This window comes from Sphingobacterium sp. SYP-B4668 (assembly GCF_027627455.1).
In the GTDB taxonomy this organism is placed as follows: Bacteria; Bacteroidota; Bacteroidia; order Sphingobacteriales; family Sphingobacteriaceae; genus Sphingobacterium.
On the sequence record NZ_CP115483.1, the window covers coordinates 1,862,306 to 1,878,006 of the forward strand.

The following is a 15,701-nucleotide window of genomic DNA, read 5'->3' on the forward strand; positions in this document are numbered from 1 at the left end:
ATTTGAGATATCGTAATAAAGTTAACCATTCTCTATATTATAAAGACGTAAATGTACATAAGGTCAGTTATAGTGGTGTAGGGGGGGGCTCCTCGAAACTTATTTGCAATTAAAGATTCCATATATAGGCATGATATAAATTGATATGGTATAAAGGTGTAAGATGAATAGTGAAATTCTATTATATAGAGATTTTGATTTTCATGTTTTTATCCTGCGGTGCGTAGATAAAAATGCTTTTTGGAGAAGTGAAAAGTATAGGGAAATTATTTACCCCAACAGTTAAACCTTTAGTTTTAATTGATTAGTTTTGTAATTCATTCAAATACTTAAACCATTTTTCGTGACACTAATATTCAAAGATGAACGTCCTGTGGTGAGGTTAAGAGCTTTTCGAGCTGTTGATGATCCCAAAACTTGTGAGCGCTTTATTGAGGGGCATGCCCATGTCTTGACAGCCATAGGGGTAAAGAAAGTAACTTCATCCCGAAATGATTGGATGTATAATCCTGCTGCTTTTGTACTAATCGTAGAATCTCTTGACGGTGAAAATGTATATGGTGGTGCGCGTATACACGTTGCCGGAGGTTCACAACCACTTCCAATAGAAGAAGCAACGGGCAATATGGATCCTAAAATTTTTGATTTGGTATGGCGTTATGCTCAAGATGGTGCTGGTGAAGGTTGTGGGTTATGGAATTCTCGTGAGATTGCTGGGTATGGTATAGGAAGTATTTTTCTGACGCGGGCAGCGATAGCCATTGCCCCTCAGATTGGACTGAAGTCGCTATTTGCTCTTTGTGCTCCTTATACCATCAACCTGACCAAAAGTGTGGGATACCGCTTAGAGACTAGTGTGGGCAATGAAGGAACATTTTATTATCCCAAATTGGATTTATTGGCCACAACCATGATACTAGATGACGTCAGTAATTTACAATCCGCATCCGAGGAAGATAGGAATGCAATTCTAGCATTACGGAGTCAAGGAGATATCGTCAGGATTGAAGAGCTACGCTCAAAAAAAATAGAGATTCAGTATCAACTGCAGTTAAGTAATATGGATAGTTGGGATTTAAAATCAATTGTTTCCAACGCTAAAAAACGTACTAATCTCGATGTTGATATTAAAGAAGATGATATACAGATAATGTAGCACAAATTGTTTGAAATATATGATAGACGATTTAGAATACAAGTTTCCATACAAACCGTTGTATTTCCGGATTAAAAATGCCAATGAAAAAGCACAATTGGAGAGTCTCCGGGAAAAAGAACAAATTGTTTTTGTATATGACGAAATTGAGAGGCAGGTTCTTGAGCTCATCCGCTGTCGTTATCCTGGAGGTCATGATTCGTCAACAAACCCTGAGGACTACATCGATAATGTTTTGGAGGGCAAGACTTTTGACGAATACGGTGTTTGGATTTATTATCCATGGCGTAAAACGTTGGTACATATACTAGACGAAATGGAATTCGTAGAAGTAAGAACCAATCGCAACCAATTTAAAATAACAAAAGAAGAACAGAATCTTCTTTTGAAAAAAAAAGTGGGTATTGTAGGGCTCTCCGTAGGTCAATCTGTAGCGTTAACCATGGCGATGGAGCGCACATGCGGTGTTCTAAAGCTTGCGGATTTTGACGAATTGGATTTGAGTAATCTGAATAGATTGAGGACGGGTATTTTTAATCTATCCGTTCCGAAAGTTGTCATTGCCGCAAGGGAAATTGCAGAGATAGACCCCTACCTAAAAATCGAGATTTTCCCAGAAGGTCTTAAACCTGAGAATTACGATGCTTTTTTTGACGTGAATGAACCCTTGGATTTGTTGGTGGAAGTCTGCGATAGCTTTGAAGTCAAATTAGAGAGCCGATTTAAAGCTAAAGAATTAAAAATACCTGTTTTAATGGATACAAATGATCGTGGAATGATAGATGTTGAACGATTTGATTTGAATCCAGATCGACCGGTATTTCACGGTTTGGCAGAAGGTCTTACGTTGGAAAGACTGCGTACATTATCGGCGGGAGACCGAGCTACGGCGCTAATGAAAATTGTTGAAGTTGATAAGCTATCTGCGAGAATGAAAAGTTCTATTCCTGAAATCAAACGTTCTCTTTTGTCTTGGCCTCAACTGGCCTCTGAAGTCGTTTTGGGAGGTGCTATGACTACTGACGTTTGTCGAAGAATATTACTTGGTTATCCTATCGCTTCCGGCCGCTACTATGTGGACATGAGTGAGTTGATAGGGAATAAAAACAAATGATTTCCTGCTTTCAAATTGCTTAAGTATGAATTATAGAGGTTTTTTGGTTATTTTCTTAATGCTCACATCCTTTCTCCGTACATATGCAGGTGATGCATTTGTGTTTACTACGGAGTCTGATGGTGAATATATCGGAAAATACGTTTTTGTTTTAAAAGATCCCACTAAAAAACTGACTTTTGTAGATGTACGTCATCGACCAGATTTGTTTCAACGAAGTGGTCAAGAAGTCCCTAATTTAGGTGTTCAAGATGTGAATAACTGGATTCGATTTGAAATAGAAAATCTATCCACGGATGAAAAACTGGTTGTAAACCTCTCGCATGCCAATATTGATGAAGTAATTTTTTATTCTTTGAAAAATGGCGATATAGATAGCACTACAATGAAATTGGGAGGTGATATGGGGGCTAGAGATTATCCACATCAATTCTTTCTATTTGAAGTACCTATAAAAAAGGGTGAAAAGATGACATGTTTCATTAAACTTAGAAGTGGCACCCAACTTTCAGCTCCAATTTCTATACACAGCCCTAAAGGGTTAATAAGAACACTTTTAAATACAGATATTTTCTCTGCAATATATATTGGACTTATGTTATCCATGATTTTGTATAACATATTTCTGTATTTTTCGACTCGTGAGCCACATTATTATGTTTATGTGAATTATATTTTTTGGGTTGCCGTCGCACAGTTAGCGGTTTTAGGGGTTATAGAGCCTATCTTTGGAGTATATAATAGCTGGGTATCTAGTCGATTTCTTACCTTCTCTGGCGCTATGTCAGGCATTGGTGCGATTTTCTTTGTAAAGTCGTTTCTTCATACAAAGAAAAATGCTCCAAGACTTCATGTACTCTTAAATGTATTTTTGGTAGGATATTTGGTTGCTATCGGACTTTTGGGATTGAATGTAGTAATACCAGCATATAAAATGGTCAATGTTGTAGCTGGAGGTGGTTCAACAATTGTTTTGATATTAGCTTTTAGATTATCGAGTCAAAAGTACCAACAAACTAAATATTTTCTTTACGCATGGTGTGTCTTTTTAGTAAGCGTTTTGATATATGTGCTTAAAGACTATAATGTATTACCTTATAATTTTTTTACATTACGATCTGTTCAAATAGGATCTGTGTTCGAAGCTATATTGCTTTCTTTCGCTTTAGGTGATAAGATTAATATTTATCGTAAAGAAAAGGATGAATCCCAAGCTCGTGAATTGGAGACTTCTTTGGAGAATGAGCGCCTTATTAGGGAGCAAAATGTCGTTTTGGAGCAAAAGGTAGAGGAGCGTACTCATGAATTGACCCAGTCAAATGAATCCCTGCAGACCACATTGACTCATCTTAAGGAAACGCAGTCACAGTTGGTTGAGGCAGAAAAAATGGCCTCTTTGGGACAACTCACTGCTGGAGTTGCACATGAAATTAACAATCCAATTAATTTTGTGTCATCCAATGTTGCACCTTTGAAAAGAGACATCAAAATGATTTGGGAGACTTTGGAAGAAATCGAAAAAATAGCGCTCAACGATACATTGTCTTACGATGAAAAGCAATTAGCTATTGCAGCCTATAAGGAAGAACTCGATATAGAATACCTCAAGATCGAGGTTGATTTTTTGCTTAAGGGGATGCAAGATGGTGCGCAAAGGACGGCAGAAATTGTCAAGAGCTTGCGTATTTTTTCGCGTGTGGATGAGGATACACTTAAGTATGCTGATATTAACGAGGGACTTGAATCTACGATGGTTATCTTAAACAGTTTGATGCAAAATGGTATTGAGGTTCAGAAGGACTTTGGTGATTTACCAAAAGTAGAATGTTACGCTGGAAAGCTTAATCAGGTATTTTTGAATATGTTGACAAATGCTATTTATGCCATCAACAAAAAATTTGAGTCTAAGGTCGGTGGAAAGTTGATGATTCATACGGGAATACTTGATAACAATACCTCGATTTATGTCAAAATAGTCGATAACGGCATAGGTATTCCTGATGATATTCGGGAGAGAATTTTCGACCCTTTTTTCACAACCAAGGATGTTGGAGAGGGTACAGGTTTGGGCATGTCTATTGCTTATAATACAATTGCTAAACATCAGGGAAAAATCTTGGTAGATTCCACTCTGGGCGAAGGAACGACTTTTACGTTGATTATTCCGGTTCAGCAAAATATTTAAGAAAAAGTAGCGCTGAAACGTTGTAAATATCATTAACTTCGTTTTATGCGCTTGTCGGGTGAATATCTATTTATTATGAGATTATGCAGGAAGAACTAGAAATACTATATATCGATGACGAGATAAACAATCTAGTTGGCTTTAAAGCTAATTTTAGGTATCGCTATGTGGTGCACACAGCATCCAATACTGCTGATGCGCAAGAAATCTTGCTTAAGAACCCTAATATACGTATCATTTTCTGTGATCAACGGATGCCTAATGAGGTTGGTGTGGATTTTTTGAATCGTATAAAAAAGGATTTCCCAAGACCTATTCGAATTTTATTGACGGCTTATGCAGATATGAACACCGTAGTAGATGCCGTAAACAAGGGACATATCTTTAGATTCGTTCGTAAACCTTGGATGGAAGAAGAGATTATCTCATCTATTGAAGAAGCGAATAAATTCTACATTGCCAACTCACTCTTGGATATTCGAAATGAGGAGCTGCAAAAGGCCTACGATGAGTTGGATAAATTTGCCTATAGCGTGAGTCATGATCTTAGGGATCCACTTACGGGTGTGTTGTCAGCAGTTAAGCTTGCATTGACCTTTGATCAAATAGAACATATTCATAAGTTATTGACCCTTATGGAAGACTCACTGACTCGGTTAGATGATTATATCGATAGCTTGCGTGACTATTATTTGTTGAGAAGGGGAGAGCTCCAATTGTCCGAAATTGATTTTCGCGAACTTTTTGATAATATTAAGCAGTTTTACAAGATGTATACGCAGAATAGTGCTGTTACGTTTGAAATTAATGTTCATCAGATGGAAGGCTTCAAAAATGATAAGGCCGTGCTTGAGCTCATTCTACACAACCTGTTGTCCAATTCTTTTAAGTACCAACGTGCTGAATCGGATAAAAAATCGGTCACATTGTCGGTCTCTGTAGCCAACGGTCAGGCAACGATTATTGTTAGTGACACTGGGATAGGAATTTCATCCGAACATATCAGTGATATCTTTAAGCTATTTTTTAGAGGGAGTGATCAAGCCAAGGGCATGGGCTTTGGGCTATACAATGTGCATAGTGCATTGTTAAAACTCCAAGGGACGATTGACGTGAAATCGGAACTAGGGGTAGGAACGACATTTGTCGTTGTCATTCCTACGAAATAGGTGATGTGGCTAATTACGAAAGTAATTTCTGTCGAAGTAAGAATTCCAATTGTTCGTTTGATATTTCTAATTTGGAATATGTTTCCAATATTTTTTTTCGTTCAGCATAAACCTCATAAGCTCGTTGAATAGTCTGATCCAATTCTTCTTCGCTCCACGGCTTGTTGAGATAGTGGAAAATCTTGCCTTTATTGACTGCATCTATGACTGCTCCCATGTCTGTATAACCTGTCAGTAATATTCGCATGGGTTCAGGGTTCACCTTAATGATTTCTTCTAAAAATTCGACGCCGGTCATTTCTGGCATTCGTTGGTCGGTAATGATGATATCTATCGGGGTTCTCTTGACAAGTTCGATTGCAACAGCACCGCTGATGGCAGTATATACTTTGTACTTAAGACGAAATGTAGCCTTGAAGGAAAATAGATTGTTCTCCTCATCATCCACATACAGTATGGAGATTTTGTTGTCTTTATTTTTCATGAGATATCATGTTTAGTGTGATAGATAAAAGAGAATACGTTGACAAGTTAACAAAAGTCTCTTAAAAAATCAAAAAGAGAATCATCTGCCATTTTTTTAAGTGATCGCTGGCCTCTGTTTTTACATCCCCTGTTGGATATAAAAAAAGCTCCACTGAGAAGTGAAGCTTTTTTGTGATCCCGCTGGGATTCGAACCCAGGACCCATACATTAAAAGTGTATTGCTCTACCAGCTGAGCTACGGAATCCTTTCTGTTTTTGAAAGTGATGCAAAGGTAGAATTTCTTCATATATACTCCAAATAAAACTGTGAAGATTTCTCTTCTCTAGATGTAACTGTCTATAAGCTAAAAGTTTTATTTTTTTAAATTATAACTGTGCATGAATCATTCGGTCTGCATGCTGCATATCTTGAAACATTTGCACGTTAGAAAACCCCTTTTTCATAAGCATGTCTACCGTTTGGGGGCCATAATATTGATTTATTTCAAAATAAAGGTGCCCTGAAGGTGTCAAATGCTGCAGGGCAAATGATGCGATGGTCTCATAAAAAAGGAGTGGAGCTGTTTCTTCAACAAATAGCGCAAGATGTGGCTCGAATTCCAAAACATTAGGATGCATTTTTTCTTTTTCTTTTGGCGTAATGTACGGAGGATTGCTAACGATGATATCATAGCGCTGGTCTTTATTGAAAATGTAGGTCCACTCTAATATATCTGCATTCACAAAGTTGACCGATGCACCTAACTTTACGGAGTTACGCTTGGCAATTGCAATAGCCTCTTTTGATATATCAAGTGCGCTTACTGCAGACATCGGGAGAAATTTTTTTAGACTTATGGGTATACAACCGCTCCCAGTTCCTATATCAATAATTCTTATGCTCCCTGAATTTTGACCATGATTTTTAATAATCATATCGACGAGCTCTTCCGTTTCTGGACGTGGAATCAGCACAAACTCATTTACCTCAAAAATCTGTCCGTAGAAATGAGCTTTTTTGAATATGTGCTGTATGGGTTTGCTAGCCATCAGTTCACCAAGTATGTTTAAATAAAGTTGATAATGTTCATCGGTAATATCGTTGTGTTTTTGCAATGCATAGATGCTTTTGTGCACCCCGGTGATTTCTTCTGTCACGATATAAAACAGTGCTAACGACTCTTCCAGGTCATAAAGAGGAGTCAATTTTTCTACATAGAGGTGCTCTAGATCTTGAAGTCTGCTCATAACACAAAAATACACTAATATGGTAGAGCTTCCTACCAAACAGAATAATTATTACCGGACTTATAAATGCAAGTTTCTCTAAGTTTTGATACTTTTGTATATGGATATGCATGAAAAGTATATGAGGCGTTGTTTGGAGCTGGCCATTATAGGCGCAGGGACAGTAAGCCCCAATCCCATGGTAGGGGCTGTAATTGTTCACGATGGACGTGTCATCGGCGAGGGGTATACTGCACCTTTTGGTGGGCCGCATGCAGAAGTCAATGCTATACATCAGGTGTTGACGCTCTTTTCAGAACAAGCTACGAAGTTGCTTTCTCAATCGGAATTATATGTTAGCCTTGAACCTTGTGCGCATTTCGGTAAAACTCCTCCCTGTGCCGATCTAATCGCTAAATATGGATTGCGTAAAGTGTACGTAGCTTGTAAAGATCCTTTTCCGCAGGTCAGCGGTAAGGGAATAGAAAAGCTAAGGGCAGCGGGGATAACAGTAGAAACGGGACTTTTGGAAAGAGAAGCTCGTTGGGTAAATCGTCGTTTTTTTACTCGTATTTTAAAACATAGACCGTTTGTGATTTTGAAATGGGCGCAGACCAGTGATGGATTTATCGGGCGTACAGATGATGTCCAGACTTGGATTAGCAATCCGGCAAGTAAACAATTGGTTCATAAATGGAGGGCTGAAGAAGATGCAATTCTCGTGGGCACGCGAACTGCTTTGGTCGATAATCCGGCACTGACAGTGAGAGAATGGGATGGACATCATCCTAAAAGAATTTTGATAGACCGAAATCTGTCAGTACCCACTTCTGCCAATATATATGGAAGAGAAGGCGAGCTCATAGTCTTCAATGCTGTTAAATCAGAATGGAAAGACAATGTGAAATATATTGAGTTGGAAAATTTCGGACTATATCTCCCTCAGAATATTCTCTACCAGCTTTATTTAATGGACGTACAATCCATTATTATTGAAGGTGGAGCAATTACTATCCAACACTTCATTGATGCTGGACTTTGGGACGAGGCCAGGATTTTGACCGCTCAACAGGAATTGGGAAGTGGTATTGCTGCTCCAAAATTAGACGGACGTGTGTTGGAAAAACACCGTGTCGCTAATGACGAGTTATCTATTGTTGTCAAGTAGAACTAGTTATCCAAAGGAATGCGTATCTTTAGGGTATGCAGATGCCGGAGGAATTACTTCATTTCATATGGCGCTTTCGTCTGTTTGACCAATCGAACTTAAGAACTTTAGGTAATGACGAATTAACCATTAAACAAGTCGGACAGCATAATATAGATGCTGGACCGGATTTTTTGATGGCCAAAATACGGATTGCCCAGCACGATTGGATTGGACATGTAGAGATACACCGTACAGCGATTGATTGGTATGGACATAGTCACCACTATGATACAGCTTATAATAATGTGATACTACACGTCGTATGGTATGGTACTAAAGAGGTAAATCGTCGGGACGGCACACCTATTCCTACACTTTGTTTGGCTAATTACGTGGATAGCAATCTTTTGAATCATTATCGTGTGCTGATGAATAATGAATATTGGATAGCTTGTCAAAATCAACTGCCATCAATTGATACAACCTATGTCAGTCAATGGTTGGTAAGGTTAACAATGGAACGCCTAGAGACCAAATTTAATATATTTCAACAACAATTAAATGCCCATAAACAAGATTTTGAGAAAATCACCTTCATCATATTGGCTCGAGCATTCGGCCAACGCGTAAATGCAGATTCATTCCAAGAATTGGCTCAACATATCCCGCTAAATTTGGTGCTTAAATACAAAGATGACCCTGTTAAGCGCGAAGCACTATTTTTGGGAATGGCTGGGTATCTGGTCCGACAGGATTATCACGACAATCCCTATGTGCGTCAGCTTATTCAAGAATTTGATTATTTGAAAAAACTACATGGTCTATCTAGTCTAGAGGTCCATCGATGGAAGCGATTTAGGATGCGCCCTTATAATTTCCCTGAATTCAGGATTGCACAGCTGGCTGCGTTATATGCCCATAATGATTTTCTAATTGCTAAAATCTTAGAAATGGAAACATTGGAAAACGTAAGAGCCTTTCTGTCCAAAATTAGACTTGCGACATTTTGGGAAACGCATTTTACTTTGGACAAAGTTTCTTCCCCTCATGTTACAAATCTTGGTACTGGCTTTATCGATTCCTTGACTATTAATGGTCTAGTCCATGTCTTATTTTTATATGGTAAATATTTTCGACAAGAATCGTATCTTTATAGAGCTGTATCTTGGTTGGAGGAAATTAAAGCTGAATCCAATGCTATTGTAAAAGGTTTTGGAATTTGTGGAATTCGCGCAAGAAGAGCAGCAGAATCCCAAGCGTTGCTTCATCTTAAACGTGAATATTGCGATAAGAAAAATTGTCTTAGCTGTGGGATAGGGATACAGATACTAAGAATAAATAGAGAATGATTGAAAGGGTTTTATATTATTTTGAGCAGCAATCTTTTGGGGTATGTGCTTACTTAGGTGAAAAGTTTTCGATTTCGATTTCTAAACTACGTCTATTTTTTATCTATGCTACAATTATAGGTGCAGGGTTCCCTATTCTTTTTTACCTTTTCGCCGGCGTAATATTGGATTTTAGAAATTATGTGAAGAAAATGCGTAAATTTCTTTGGGACAATTAAAGCTAAGTTAATCTACCCTCAGTATTTCGGCAATCTCTTTATACCCTTTTGCTGCAGCGAGGTCAGAAGCTGTCAACCCCATGTCGTTACGTATACCGATATCCGCACCATTCTCTAATAATAAAATAATCATGTCTATATTTCCGTGCTGTGAAGCAAGATGTAAAGGTGTAATCTTAGAAGATTGTATGATGTTTACATTGGCTCCGGCTTCAATCAACATTTTACTGATTTCAGACTGATTAGCATGAAGTGAAGCATGAAGAGGAGATACATTGTAGCCATTTTGAGAAGTTATATTGGGGTCCGCATGATTCTTTAATAAGATTCTCACAATATCTTCTCTCGAAAAATGAGCTGCTATACCTAACGGACTAAAACCCTGTGTAGATATCTCATCGACAATATCAGGTCGTTTTAGAATGATGGCTTCCACATGTTGGGTCAATCCTGCTGCACAAGCCTCATGGATAGTGATTGAAGTGATATATTTTAATATGGTTTGAACTATTTGTCCCTTGTTGTAGTAGCAGGCCAACATGAGAGGAGAGATGTCATGACTGGTGTTTTGTTTTACAAGTTCGGGTTCGTTACGAAGCAAAAGCTCCAAATCTTGATGATTGCCTGTCTCAATATATTCTTCTAATACAGATAAACTCATTTGGTTACATGTTTTTATGATACGAAATAAATAAAAAAATGTTAATTATATGGGAATTGTTAATAACATTCAAAGTGTTAGTATTTTTTTGAAGATGCTTGTTGGAGTTAGAGATGTTTTCCTAAGCATACATTTTGGGAAGTGATTGTGAAATTCACCTTTCTAAATCTTAGCTATTTTAAACAGAATATGTTTCATTATGTACTACTTAAGTGAGAAGTCACCACTTGTTAGGTATTGATTGTAGCATAACCGCTACAATTTCAGTTTTGGGAATTGAATTAGTTTTGAATTGCAAGTTATTAGGGTACTTTTGTACATCGCCCTCCCCAAGGGCATGTTTTTCATAGGTAGATGTAGGGTCGAATATTTCTTATTCGACCCTTATTTTTTTGCTAAAAGTATCCATAGCTTGTACAATATATACACTGCTTTCGAAGCTGATTATCTCTACTTATTTTATTGGTGAGAGTTGTCATTCCTTCACAGTTTTGAATGCGTTCAGTGAAGTTTTATTAGCTTTGTTTTTTATTTTAGAGAGTTATGGGAAAGAAAATAATCATCGCTGTCACGGGGGCGAGCGGATCTATATATGCAAAAGTACTGCTAGATACCTTGTTGCGGGAAATTGGTCAATTTGAAGCAGTAGGAGTCGTCATGTCGGACAACGCAAAAGATGTTTGGCAATATGAGCTCAACAATCGAGACTATGAGAACTATCCTTTTACTTTTTACGATAAAAATGATTTTTATGCACCTTTTGCCTCGGGGTCTGCAAAATTTGATACCATGATCATTTGTCCTTGTTCAATGGGAACATTGGCTAGGATTGCACACGGCACCTCATCGGATCTAGCGACACGCGCTGCGGATGTAATTTTGAAAGAAAAGCGTAGATTAATCCTGATGGTCCGAGAAACACCTTTAAGCCGTATCCATATCCAAAATATGCTGACAGTGACAGATGCTGGCGGAATCATATGTCCAGCAAGTCCGTCCTATTATAGTCTGCCGCAAAATTTTGAAGAACTAGCCAAGACAGTCGTCGATCGTGCCCTCTCCTTGGCAGGGATAGAAGTTGATTCCTACCGATGGGGCGAAATGGAGTAGGACGTAAATGTCCACTTATCTTCTTCAAGGTACTAGGGAATACGGATGTATGAGTAGGAGAGAGCCATTCTTGGCTTGATGTCATTGCGCTATTGTAGAAAAACAAAACATAAACATTGTGAAAATAGCATCCGTTTTAATTGTATTTTGTACATTTGTTTCTCAAATGAAGCTGCTTTTCGCTAGAACTATTTGTTTGCCTTATTTCTTTGACTCGTCAAAAGAAAAACTCACTTTTTGTTTTCTACCCAACTGTTCTATGCTGAAAAGATGTTTTCCAACTACTTGTCATAATATTGCACTGTATAAAGCTATAAGATTTTAATTTCATGACTACATTATTGATTACTTCTGCGACTATTGTCTTGCCTGGGAACAAAAATCACCTGAAAGTGGTGGATGTGTTGATAAAAAATGGTAAGATTGCTGAGATAGCTCAAAAGATTAAAAAATCAGATTTAAATGATGAGGTATTTGATGCCAATGGAGGTTTTTTAGCTCCGGGTTTTCTTGATTTAAACGCCAATTTTGGTGAACCAGGCTTAGAGACTAAAGAAGATATCGCAACAGGAAGTGCTGCCGCTGCTGCCGGTGGATTTACGGGAGTAGCTGTCCAACCCAATACCGAACCTCCGATTCAAAGCCGTACAGAGGTGGCGTTGGTCAAAAATCTCGCTAAGGGAAATTTGGTAGATGTGTTTCCCATAGGGTCCATCAGTAAAAAGAGAGAAGGCAAAGAGTTGGCTGAATTATATGATATGCAGCAGACAGGTGCGGTGGCTTTTAGTGACGGTAATCGGAGTGTACAGCAGGCTGGATTGATGGGTAGAGCACTCTTATATGCTAAAGGATTTAAAGGACTTATAATCTCTCATCCCGAGGATGAATCTATGGCGGGCGACCGTCAGATGAACGAAGGGGTCGTCAGTACATATTTGGGGATGAAAGGTATTCCTAATCTAGCGGAATCGCTCATGGTCTCAAGGGATTTGTATTTGGCGGAATATAATGATGCACCAATACATTTTACGTCTATCAGCACAATAGAAGCTGTCGATTTAATTAGAAAGGCGAAAGCCAAAGGCATTGCTGTCACTTGTGACGTCGCAGCCCATAACTTAGTGTTGACAGATAAAGAGGTCGAAGCTTTTGATAGTCATTACAAAGTCAACCCTCCGCTTCGCACAAAGGCTGATATCAAAGCCTTGATAAAGGGGCTTAAAGATGGAGTGATAGACGCAGTAGTTTCTCAGCATACTCCTCACGAAGTTGAGTTTAAACGTGTGGAATTTCATATTGCGAAGAACGGAATAATTGGATTACAGACTGTGCTTCCTTTGTTGGTGAAAGCTGGTTTGAATGAAGAACAAATAGTGGACAAACTCTCCGTGGGTCCCAGAAAAGTGCTTGGAATGAAGGTTCCGACTATTGAAATTGGAGAAGTAGCTAATTTGGTTTTATTTGATACATCATCCGAGTGGATATTTACAAAAGAAGATAATAAATCAAAATCTGATAATTCTCCTTTTTTGGGAACGGAACTGAAAGGTAAAGTATTGGCAGTCCTCAATAATGGTAAAATATTTAAAAACTAATTGACATGGATCAAAAAATAGAACGTGCTGTAGAGTTAGGCTTGAAAGCTTATGGTCATAGTGAAGGTAGTGATTATCAACAACTTCTTGGGGTTTTAAAATTGGCTTTTGATGCTGACAAACCCTTTATGCAAAAGGTTGAGTTATTGGATACAGCCTTTGATGATCACATGCGGTTTGATGAATTGAGAGAGGTGTATTTTGACCTTTTGCTGATGAATTTCTTTTCAGAGGATGTTCAGAAATTGGAGGAAGATTATTTGGATTCAGCTGAGTGGGAGGGGATTGAGGATGAGACCATCGACCGTGGAACAGAATTGTTGAATATTTTTCTCTATCTTCGTGAGTGTGCTGACGATGAAATTGAACCGGAATTAGAGGACTATTTGAAAGAGTTTTTGTTGGTTGATGAGGATGAGTTCCAAGATGAACATCGTATTTACGAAAGTGTAATTGCCAATCAAATTTTAGTAGAAAGCAATTATTCCGAAATCGCTAAAGTAGCTAAGTCACTTGACGCCGAAGATGATCTATTGGATGTGTTTTATCCAATGATGAGTTTCTTTGCCGAATCGAATCCCACTGAAGGCCAATTGAAGGAGTATGAAGCAACAGCTTTGAATCCAGCATTTGATGTTGCGGTTTATCAAATTATTTCCAATTATAACAACTAAAATTATGACTGATTCATTGACAATCCAAACGGCGGAAAATAAGAAGCAAAGCATTACTTATGGTCTCTATCTAGGTGTTATCGCTTTGGTATTGGGGATTATTACGATGTACATCTCGAAAAGTACTTCATCTCTGATTGTGCTTTATGGCGTTTCGGCAGTTCTTAATCTTGTCATTTTTATTGGTATAACCGTGTTTTTTTCCATTAATCTTCGGAAGGGGTATGGGGGCTATTGGTCGTTTAGTCAAGCTTTGAAGAGTATTTTCATTATGCTGGCCTTCGCAACGTTAATTTCATCTGTTGGATCATTCCTCTTTACAAAATACGTGGAACCAACAATACAGGAAGAAGTCATGAACAACACGAGTAGCCTCACTATCGAAATGATGGAAAAGGCCGGTGCCGATGACGAACAAATTGATGAGGTAATTGCAAAATTGGACGAAGCAAAGGCTTCTATTAGTAATATCTCCTTCGTTCAATTTTTCAAGGGTTTTGGCATTACCCTAATTTCGTATTTTGTATTGGCTTTAATATTGGCAGCAATCTTCAAGCGAGAGAGGCCTATATTCCTCCAAGGAACGAACGACTCAAATAACACATATGGGAACCAGTCTGATTCCCAAATTCCCAATCAATAATTGATTTCAAAAAAGCTATTTTAGATATACGTATGGATATTTCGGTTGTCGTTCCATTATTTAACGAAGAAGAATCATTGCCAGAATTGACTTCCTGGATTGATAGGGTCATGACTGCAAACAACTTTGCTTACGAAGTTATTTTGGTAGATGACGGGAGTAATGATAATTCTTGGCGGATTATTGAACAATTAAAGCAAGGGAATAACAACATTACAGGGGTGAAATTCCGACGAAACTATGGTAAATCAGCTGCTTTAAATGTCGGATTTGCTGCGGCGCAAGGGGATGTGGTTATTACGATGGATGCGGACTTACAGGATAGTCCTGATGAAATTCCAGAACTCTATGATCGCATTATGAACCAAGGTGCTGATTTGGTGTCGGGTTGGAAGCAGAAGAGATATGATCCATTAACCAAAACAGTGCCGACCAAACTCTTTAATGCTGTAACACGGAGTATGTCCGGTATTACAAATTTGCACGACTTTAATTGCGGGCTTAAAGCATATAAAAAAGACGTAGTCAAAAGTATAGAGGTGTATGGAGAGATGCATCGTTATATACCGGTGTTGGCAAAATGGGAGGGGTTTTCATCGATTCAAGAGCAAGTCGTACAACATTATCCCCGTAAGTACGGGACTACAAAATTTGGACCGGGTAGATTCGTGAAAGGATTTTTGGATTTACTCTCTATTTACTTTGTTGGGAAATTTGGTAAGCGTCCGATGCACTTTTTTGGAACCATAGGTGTTATCAGTTTTTTGATTGGTATATTCATTACCTTCTACTTGATATTCGATAAGCTCATGAGTATTGCAAATGAATCTCCTTATCGGAATATCACTGACCAACCTCTTTTTTTCTTGTCATTAGTGGCTATTCTTGTAGGTACACAGTTGTTTCTTACGGGCTTCATTGCTGAGCTTGTCTCCAGAAATGGAAATGATAGAAACAAATATCAGATTGATAGAGTCATATAGAG

General features: G+C 38.2%; 15 protein-coding genes and 1 tRNA gene. 12 read left to right on the top strand and 4 right to left on the bottom strand.

The window, feature by feature from the left end; translation table 11 throughout:
• Positions 1-343: 343 nt before the first annotated feature.
• The 4 genes from OQ289_RS07840 to OQ289_RS07855 all read left to right on the top strand — a co-directional run bounded on the left by OQ289_RS07840 (position 344) and on the right by OQ289_RS07855 (position 5,624).
• Positions 344-1,156, top strand: a complete 813-nt coding sequence (locus tag OQ289_RS07840; protein WP_270090166.1) for a hypothetical protein — start codon at positions 344-346, stop codon at positions 1,154-1,156.
• Positions 1,157-1,175: 19 nt separating this feature from the next.
• On the top strand, positions 1,176-2,270 hold the full coding sequence (locus OQ289_RS07845) for a ThiF family adenylyltransferase (RefSeq protein WP_270090167.1): 1,095 nt from the start codon (positions 1,176-1,178) through the stop codon (positions 2,268-2,270).
• 25 nt (positions 2,271-2,295) lie between these two features.
• Positions 2,296-4,455 carry a sensor histidine kinase gene (locus OQ289_RS07850; RefSeq protein WP_270090168.1) on the top strand — a complete coding sequence of 720 codons (2,160 nt, stop codon included), beginning with the start codon at positions 2,296-2,298 and terminating at the stop codon, positions 4,453-4,455.
• A gap of 83 nt (positions 4,456-4,538) precedes the next feature.
• Complete coding sequence (locus OQ289_RS07855; RefSeq protein WP_270090169.1) at positions 4,539-5,624, top strand: hybrid sensor histidine kinase/response regulator; 1,086 nt, start codon at positions 4,539-4,541, stop codon at positions 5,622-5,624.
• Between the two features lie 13 nt (positions 5,625-5,637).
• Here OQ289_RS07855 and OQ289_RS07860 read toward each other — a convergent pair whose 3' ends face one another.
• The 3 genes from OQ289_RS07860 to prmC form a co-directional block, all read right to left on the bottom strand.
• A complete protein-coding gene (locus OQ289_RS07860) occupies positions 5,638-6,108 on the bottom strand; it encodes a response regulator (RefSeq protein ID WP_270090170.1) in 471 nt (156 codons plus the stop codon).
• Positions 6,109-6,282: 174 nt separating this feature from the next.
• Positions 6,283-6,355, bottom strand: a tRNA-Lys gene (locus tag OQ289_RS07865).
• A 121-nt stretch (positions 6,356-6,476) separates the two neighbouring features.
• Positions 6,477-7,337: a peptide chain release factor N(5)-glutamine methyltransferase gene (gene prmC, locus OQ289_RS07870; protein WP_270090171.1), complete on the bottom strand. Its 861-nt coding sequence runs from the start codon at positions 7,335-7,337 to the stop codon at positions 6,477-6,479.
• Positions 7,338-7,437: 100 nt separating this feature from the next.
• On the opposite strand from prmC, the gene ribD reads away from it, so the two are divergent.
• The 3 genes from ribD to OQ289_RS22155 are packed head-to-tail and all read left to right on the top strand — an operon-like array spanning position 7,438 to position 10,033.
• Entirely contained in the window at positions 7,438-8,484 is a 1,047-nt protein-coding gene (ribD, locus tag OQ289_RS07875) for a bifunctional diaminohydroxyphosphoribosylaminopyrimidine deaminase/5-amino-6-(5-phosphoribosylamino)uracil reductase RibD (protein WP_270090172.1), read from the top strand.
• Between the two features lie 41 nt (positions 8,485-8,525).
• Positions 8,526-9,815, top strand: coding sequence for a DUF2851 family protein (locus OQ289_RS07880; protein WP_270090174.1), 1,290 nt, complete (start codon positions 8,526-8,528; stop codon positions 9,813-9,815).
• Entirely contained in the window at positions 9,812-10,033 is a 222-nt protein-coding gene (locus tag OQ289_RS22155; RefSeq protein ID WP_033564364.1) for a PspC domain-containing protein, read from the top strand. The genes OQ289_RS07880 and OQ289_RS22155 overlap by 4 nt, the downstream gene beginning before the upstream one ends.
• Positions 10,034-10,040: 7 nt before the next feature.
• Here OQ289_RS22155 and OQ289_RS07890 read toward each other — a convergent pair whose 3' ends face one another.
• Positions 10,041-10,694: an ankyrin repeat domain-containing protein gene (locus OQ289_RS07890; protein ID WP_270090177.1), complete on the bottom strand. Its 654-nt coding sequence runs from the start codon at positions 10,692-10,694 to the stop codon at positions 10,041-10,043.
• A 543-nt stretch (positions 10,695-11,237) separates the two neighbouring features.
• Between OQ289_RS07890 and OQ289_RS07895 the strand changes: the two genes are divergently transcribed.
• The 5 genes from OQ289_RS07895 to OQ289_RS07915 all read left to right on the top strand — a co-directional run bounded on the left by OQ289_RS07895 (position 11,238) and on the right by OQ289_RS07915 (position 15,699).
• Positions 11,238-11,804 carry a UbiX family flavin prenyltransferase gene (locus OQ289_RS07895; protein ID WP_270090179.1) on the top strand — a complete coding sequence of 189 codons (567 nt, stop codon included), beginning with the start codon at positions 11,238-11,240 and terminating at the stop codon, positions 11,802-11,804.
• A gap of 329 nt (positions 11,805-12,133) precedes the next feature.
• Positions 12,134-13,399, top strand: coding sequence for a dihydroorotase (locus OQ289_RS07900; RefSeq protein WP_270090180.1), 1,266 nt, complete (start codon positions 12,134-12,136; stop codon positions 13,397-13,399).
• A gap of 5 nt (positions 13,400-13,404) precedes the next feature.
• On the top strand, positions 13,405-14,073 hold the full coding sequence (locus OQ289_RS07905; RefSeq protein ID WP_270090181.1) for a hypothetical protein: 669 nt from the start codon (positions 13,405-13,407) through the stop codon (positions 14,071-14,073).
• Between the two features lie 4 nt (positions 14,074-14,077).
• Positions 14,078-14,716 (top strand): DUF4199 domain-containing protein, encoded by a 639-nt coding sequence (locus tag OQ289_RS07910; protein ID WP_270090183.1) that lies wholly within the window; start codon positions 14,078-14,080, stop codon positions 14,714-14,716.
• Positions 14,717-14,748: 32 nt separating this feature from the next.
• Positions 14,749-15,699 carry a glycosyltransferase family 2 protein gene (locus OQ289_RS07915; protein WP_270090185.1) on the top strand — a complete coding sequence of 317 codons (951 nt, stop codon included), beginning with the start codon at positions 14,749-14,751 and terminating at the stop codon, positions 15,697-15,699.
• Positions 15,700-15,701: the final 2 nt, after the last annotated feature.

Bases quoted from the DNA above. Each gene is read 5' to 3' on its own strand.
- OQ289_RS07845 (WP_270090167.1), top strand. From the start codon at position 1,176: ATGATAGACGATTTAGAATACAAGTTTCCATACAAACCGTTGTATTTC.
- OQ289_RS07850 (WP_270090168.1), top strand. From the start codon at position 2,296: ATGAATTATAGAGGTTTTTTGGTTATTTTCTTAATGCTCACATCCTTT.
- OQ289_RS07855 (WP_270090169.1), top strand. From the start codon at position 4,539: ATGCAGGAAGAACTAGAAATACTATATATCGATGACGAGATAAACAAT.
- OQ289_RS07860 (WP_270090170.1), bottom strand. From the start codon at position 6,108: ATGAAAAATAAAGACAACAAAATCTCCATACTGTATGTGGATGATGAG.
- prmC (WP_270090171.1), bottom strand. From the start codon at position 7,337: ATGAGCAGACTTCAAGATCTAGAGCACCTCTATGTAGAAAAATTGACT.
- ribD (WP_270090172.1), top strand. From the start codon at position 7,438: ATGGATATGCATGAAAAGTATATGAGGCGTTGTTTGGAGCTGGCCATT.
- OQ289_RS07880 (WP_270090174.1), top strand. From the start codon at position 8,526: ATGCCGGAGGAATTACTTCATTTCATATGGCGCTTTCGTCTGTTTGAC.
- OQ289_RS22155 (WP_033564364.1), top strand. From the start codon at position 9,812: ATGATTGAAAGGGTTTTATATTATTTTGAGCAGCAATCTTTTGGGGTA.
- OQ289_RS07890 (WP_270090177.1), bottom strand. From the start codon at position 10,694: ATGAGTTTATCTGTATTAGAAGAATATATTGAGACAGGCAATCATCAA.
- OQ289_RS07895 (WP_270090179.1), top strand. From the start codon at position 11,238: ATGGGAAAGAAAATAATCATCGCTGTCACGGGGGCGAGCGGATCTATA.
- OQ289_RS07900 (WP_270090180.1), top strand. From the start codon at position 12,134: ATGACTACATTATTGATTACTTCTGCGACTATTGTCTTGCCTGGGAAC.
- OQ289_RS07905 (WP_270090181.1), top strand. From the start codon at position 13,405: ATGGATCAAAAAATAGAACGTGCTGTAGAGTTAGGCTTGAAAGCTTAT.
- OQ289_RS07910 (WP_270090183.1), top strand. From the start codon at position 14,078: ATGACTGATTCATTGACAATCCAAACGGCGGAAAATAAGAAGCAAAGC.
- OQ289_RS07915 (WP_270090185.1), top strand. From the start codon at position 14,749: ATGGATATTTCGGTTGTCGTTCCATTATTTAACGAAGAAGAATCATTG.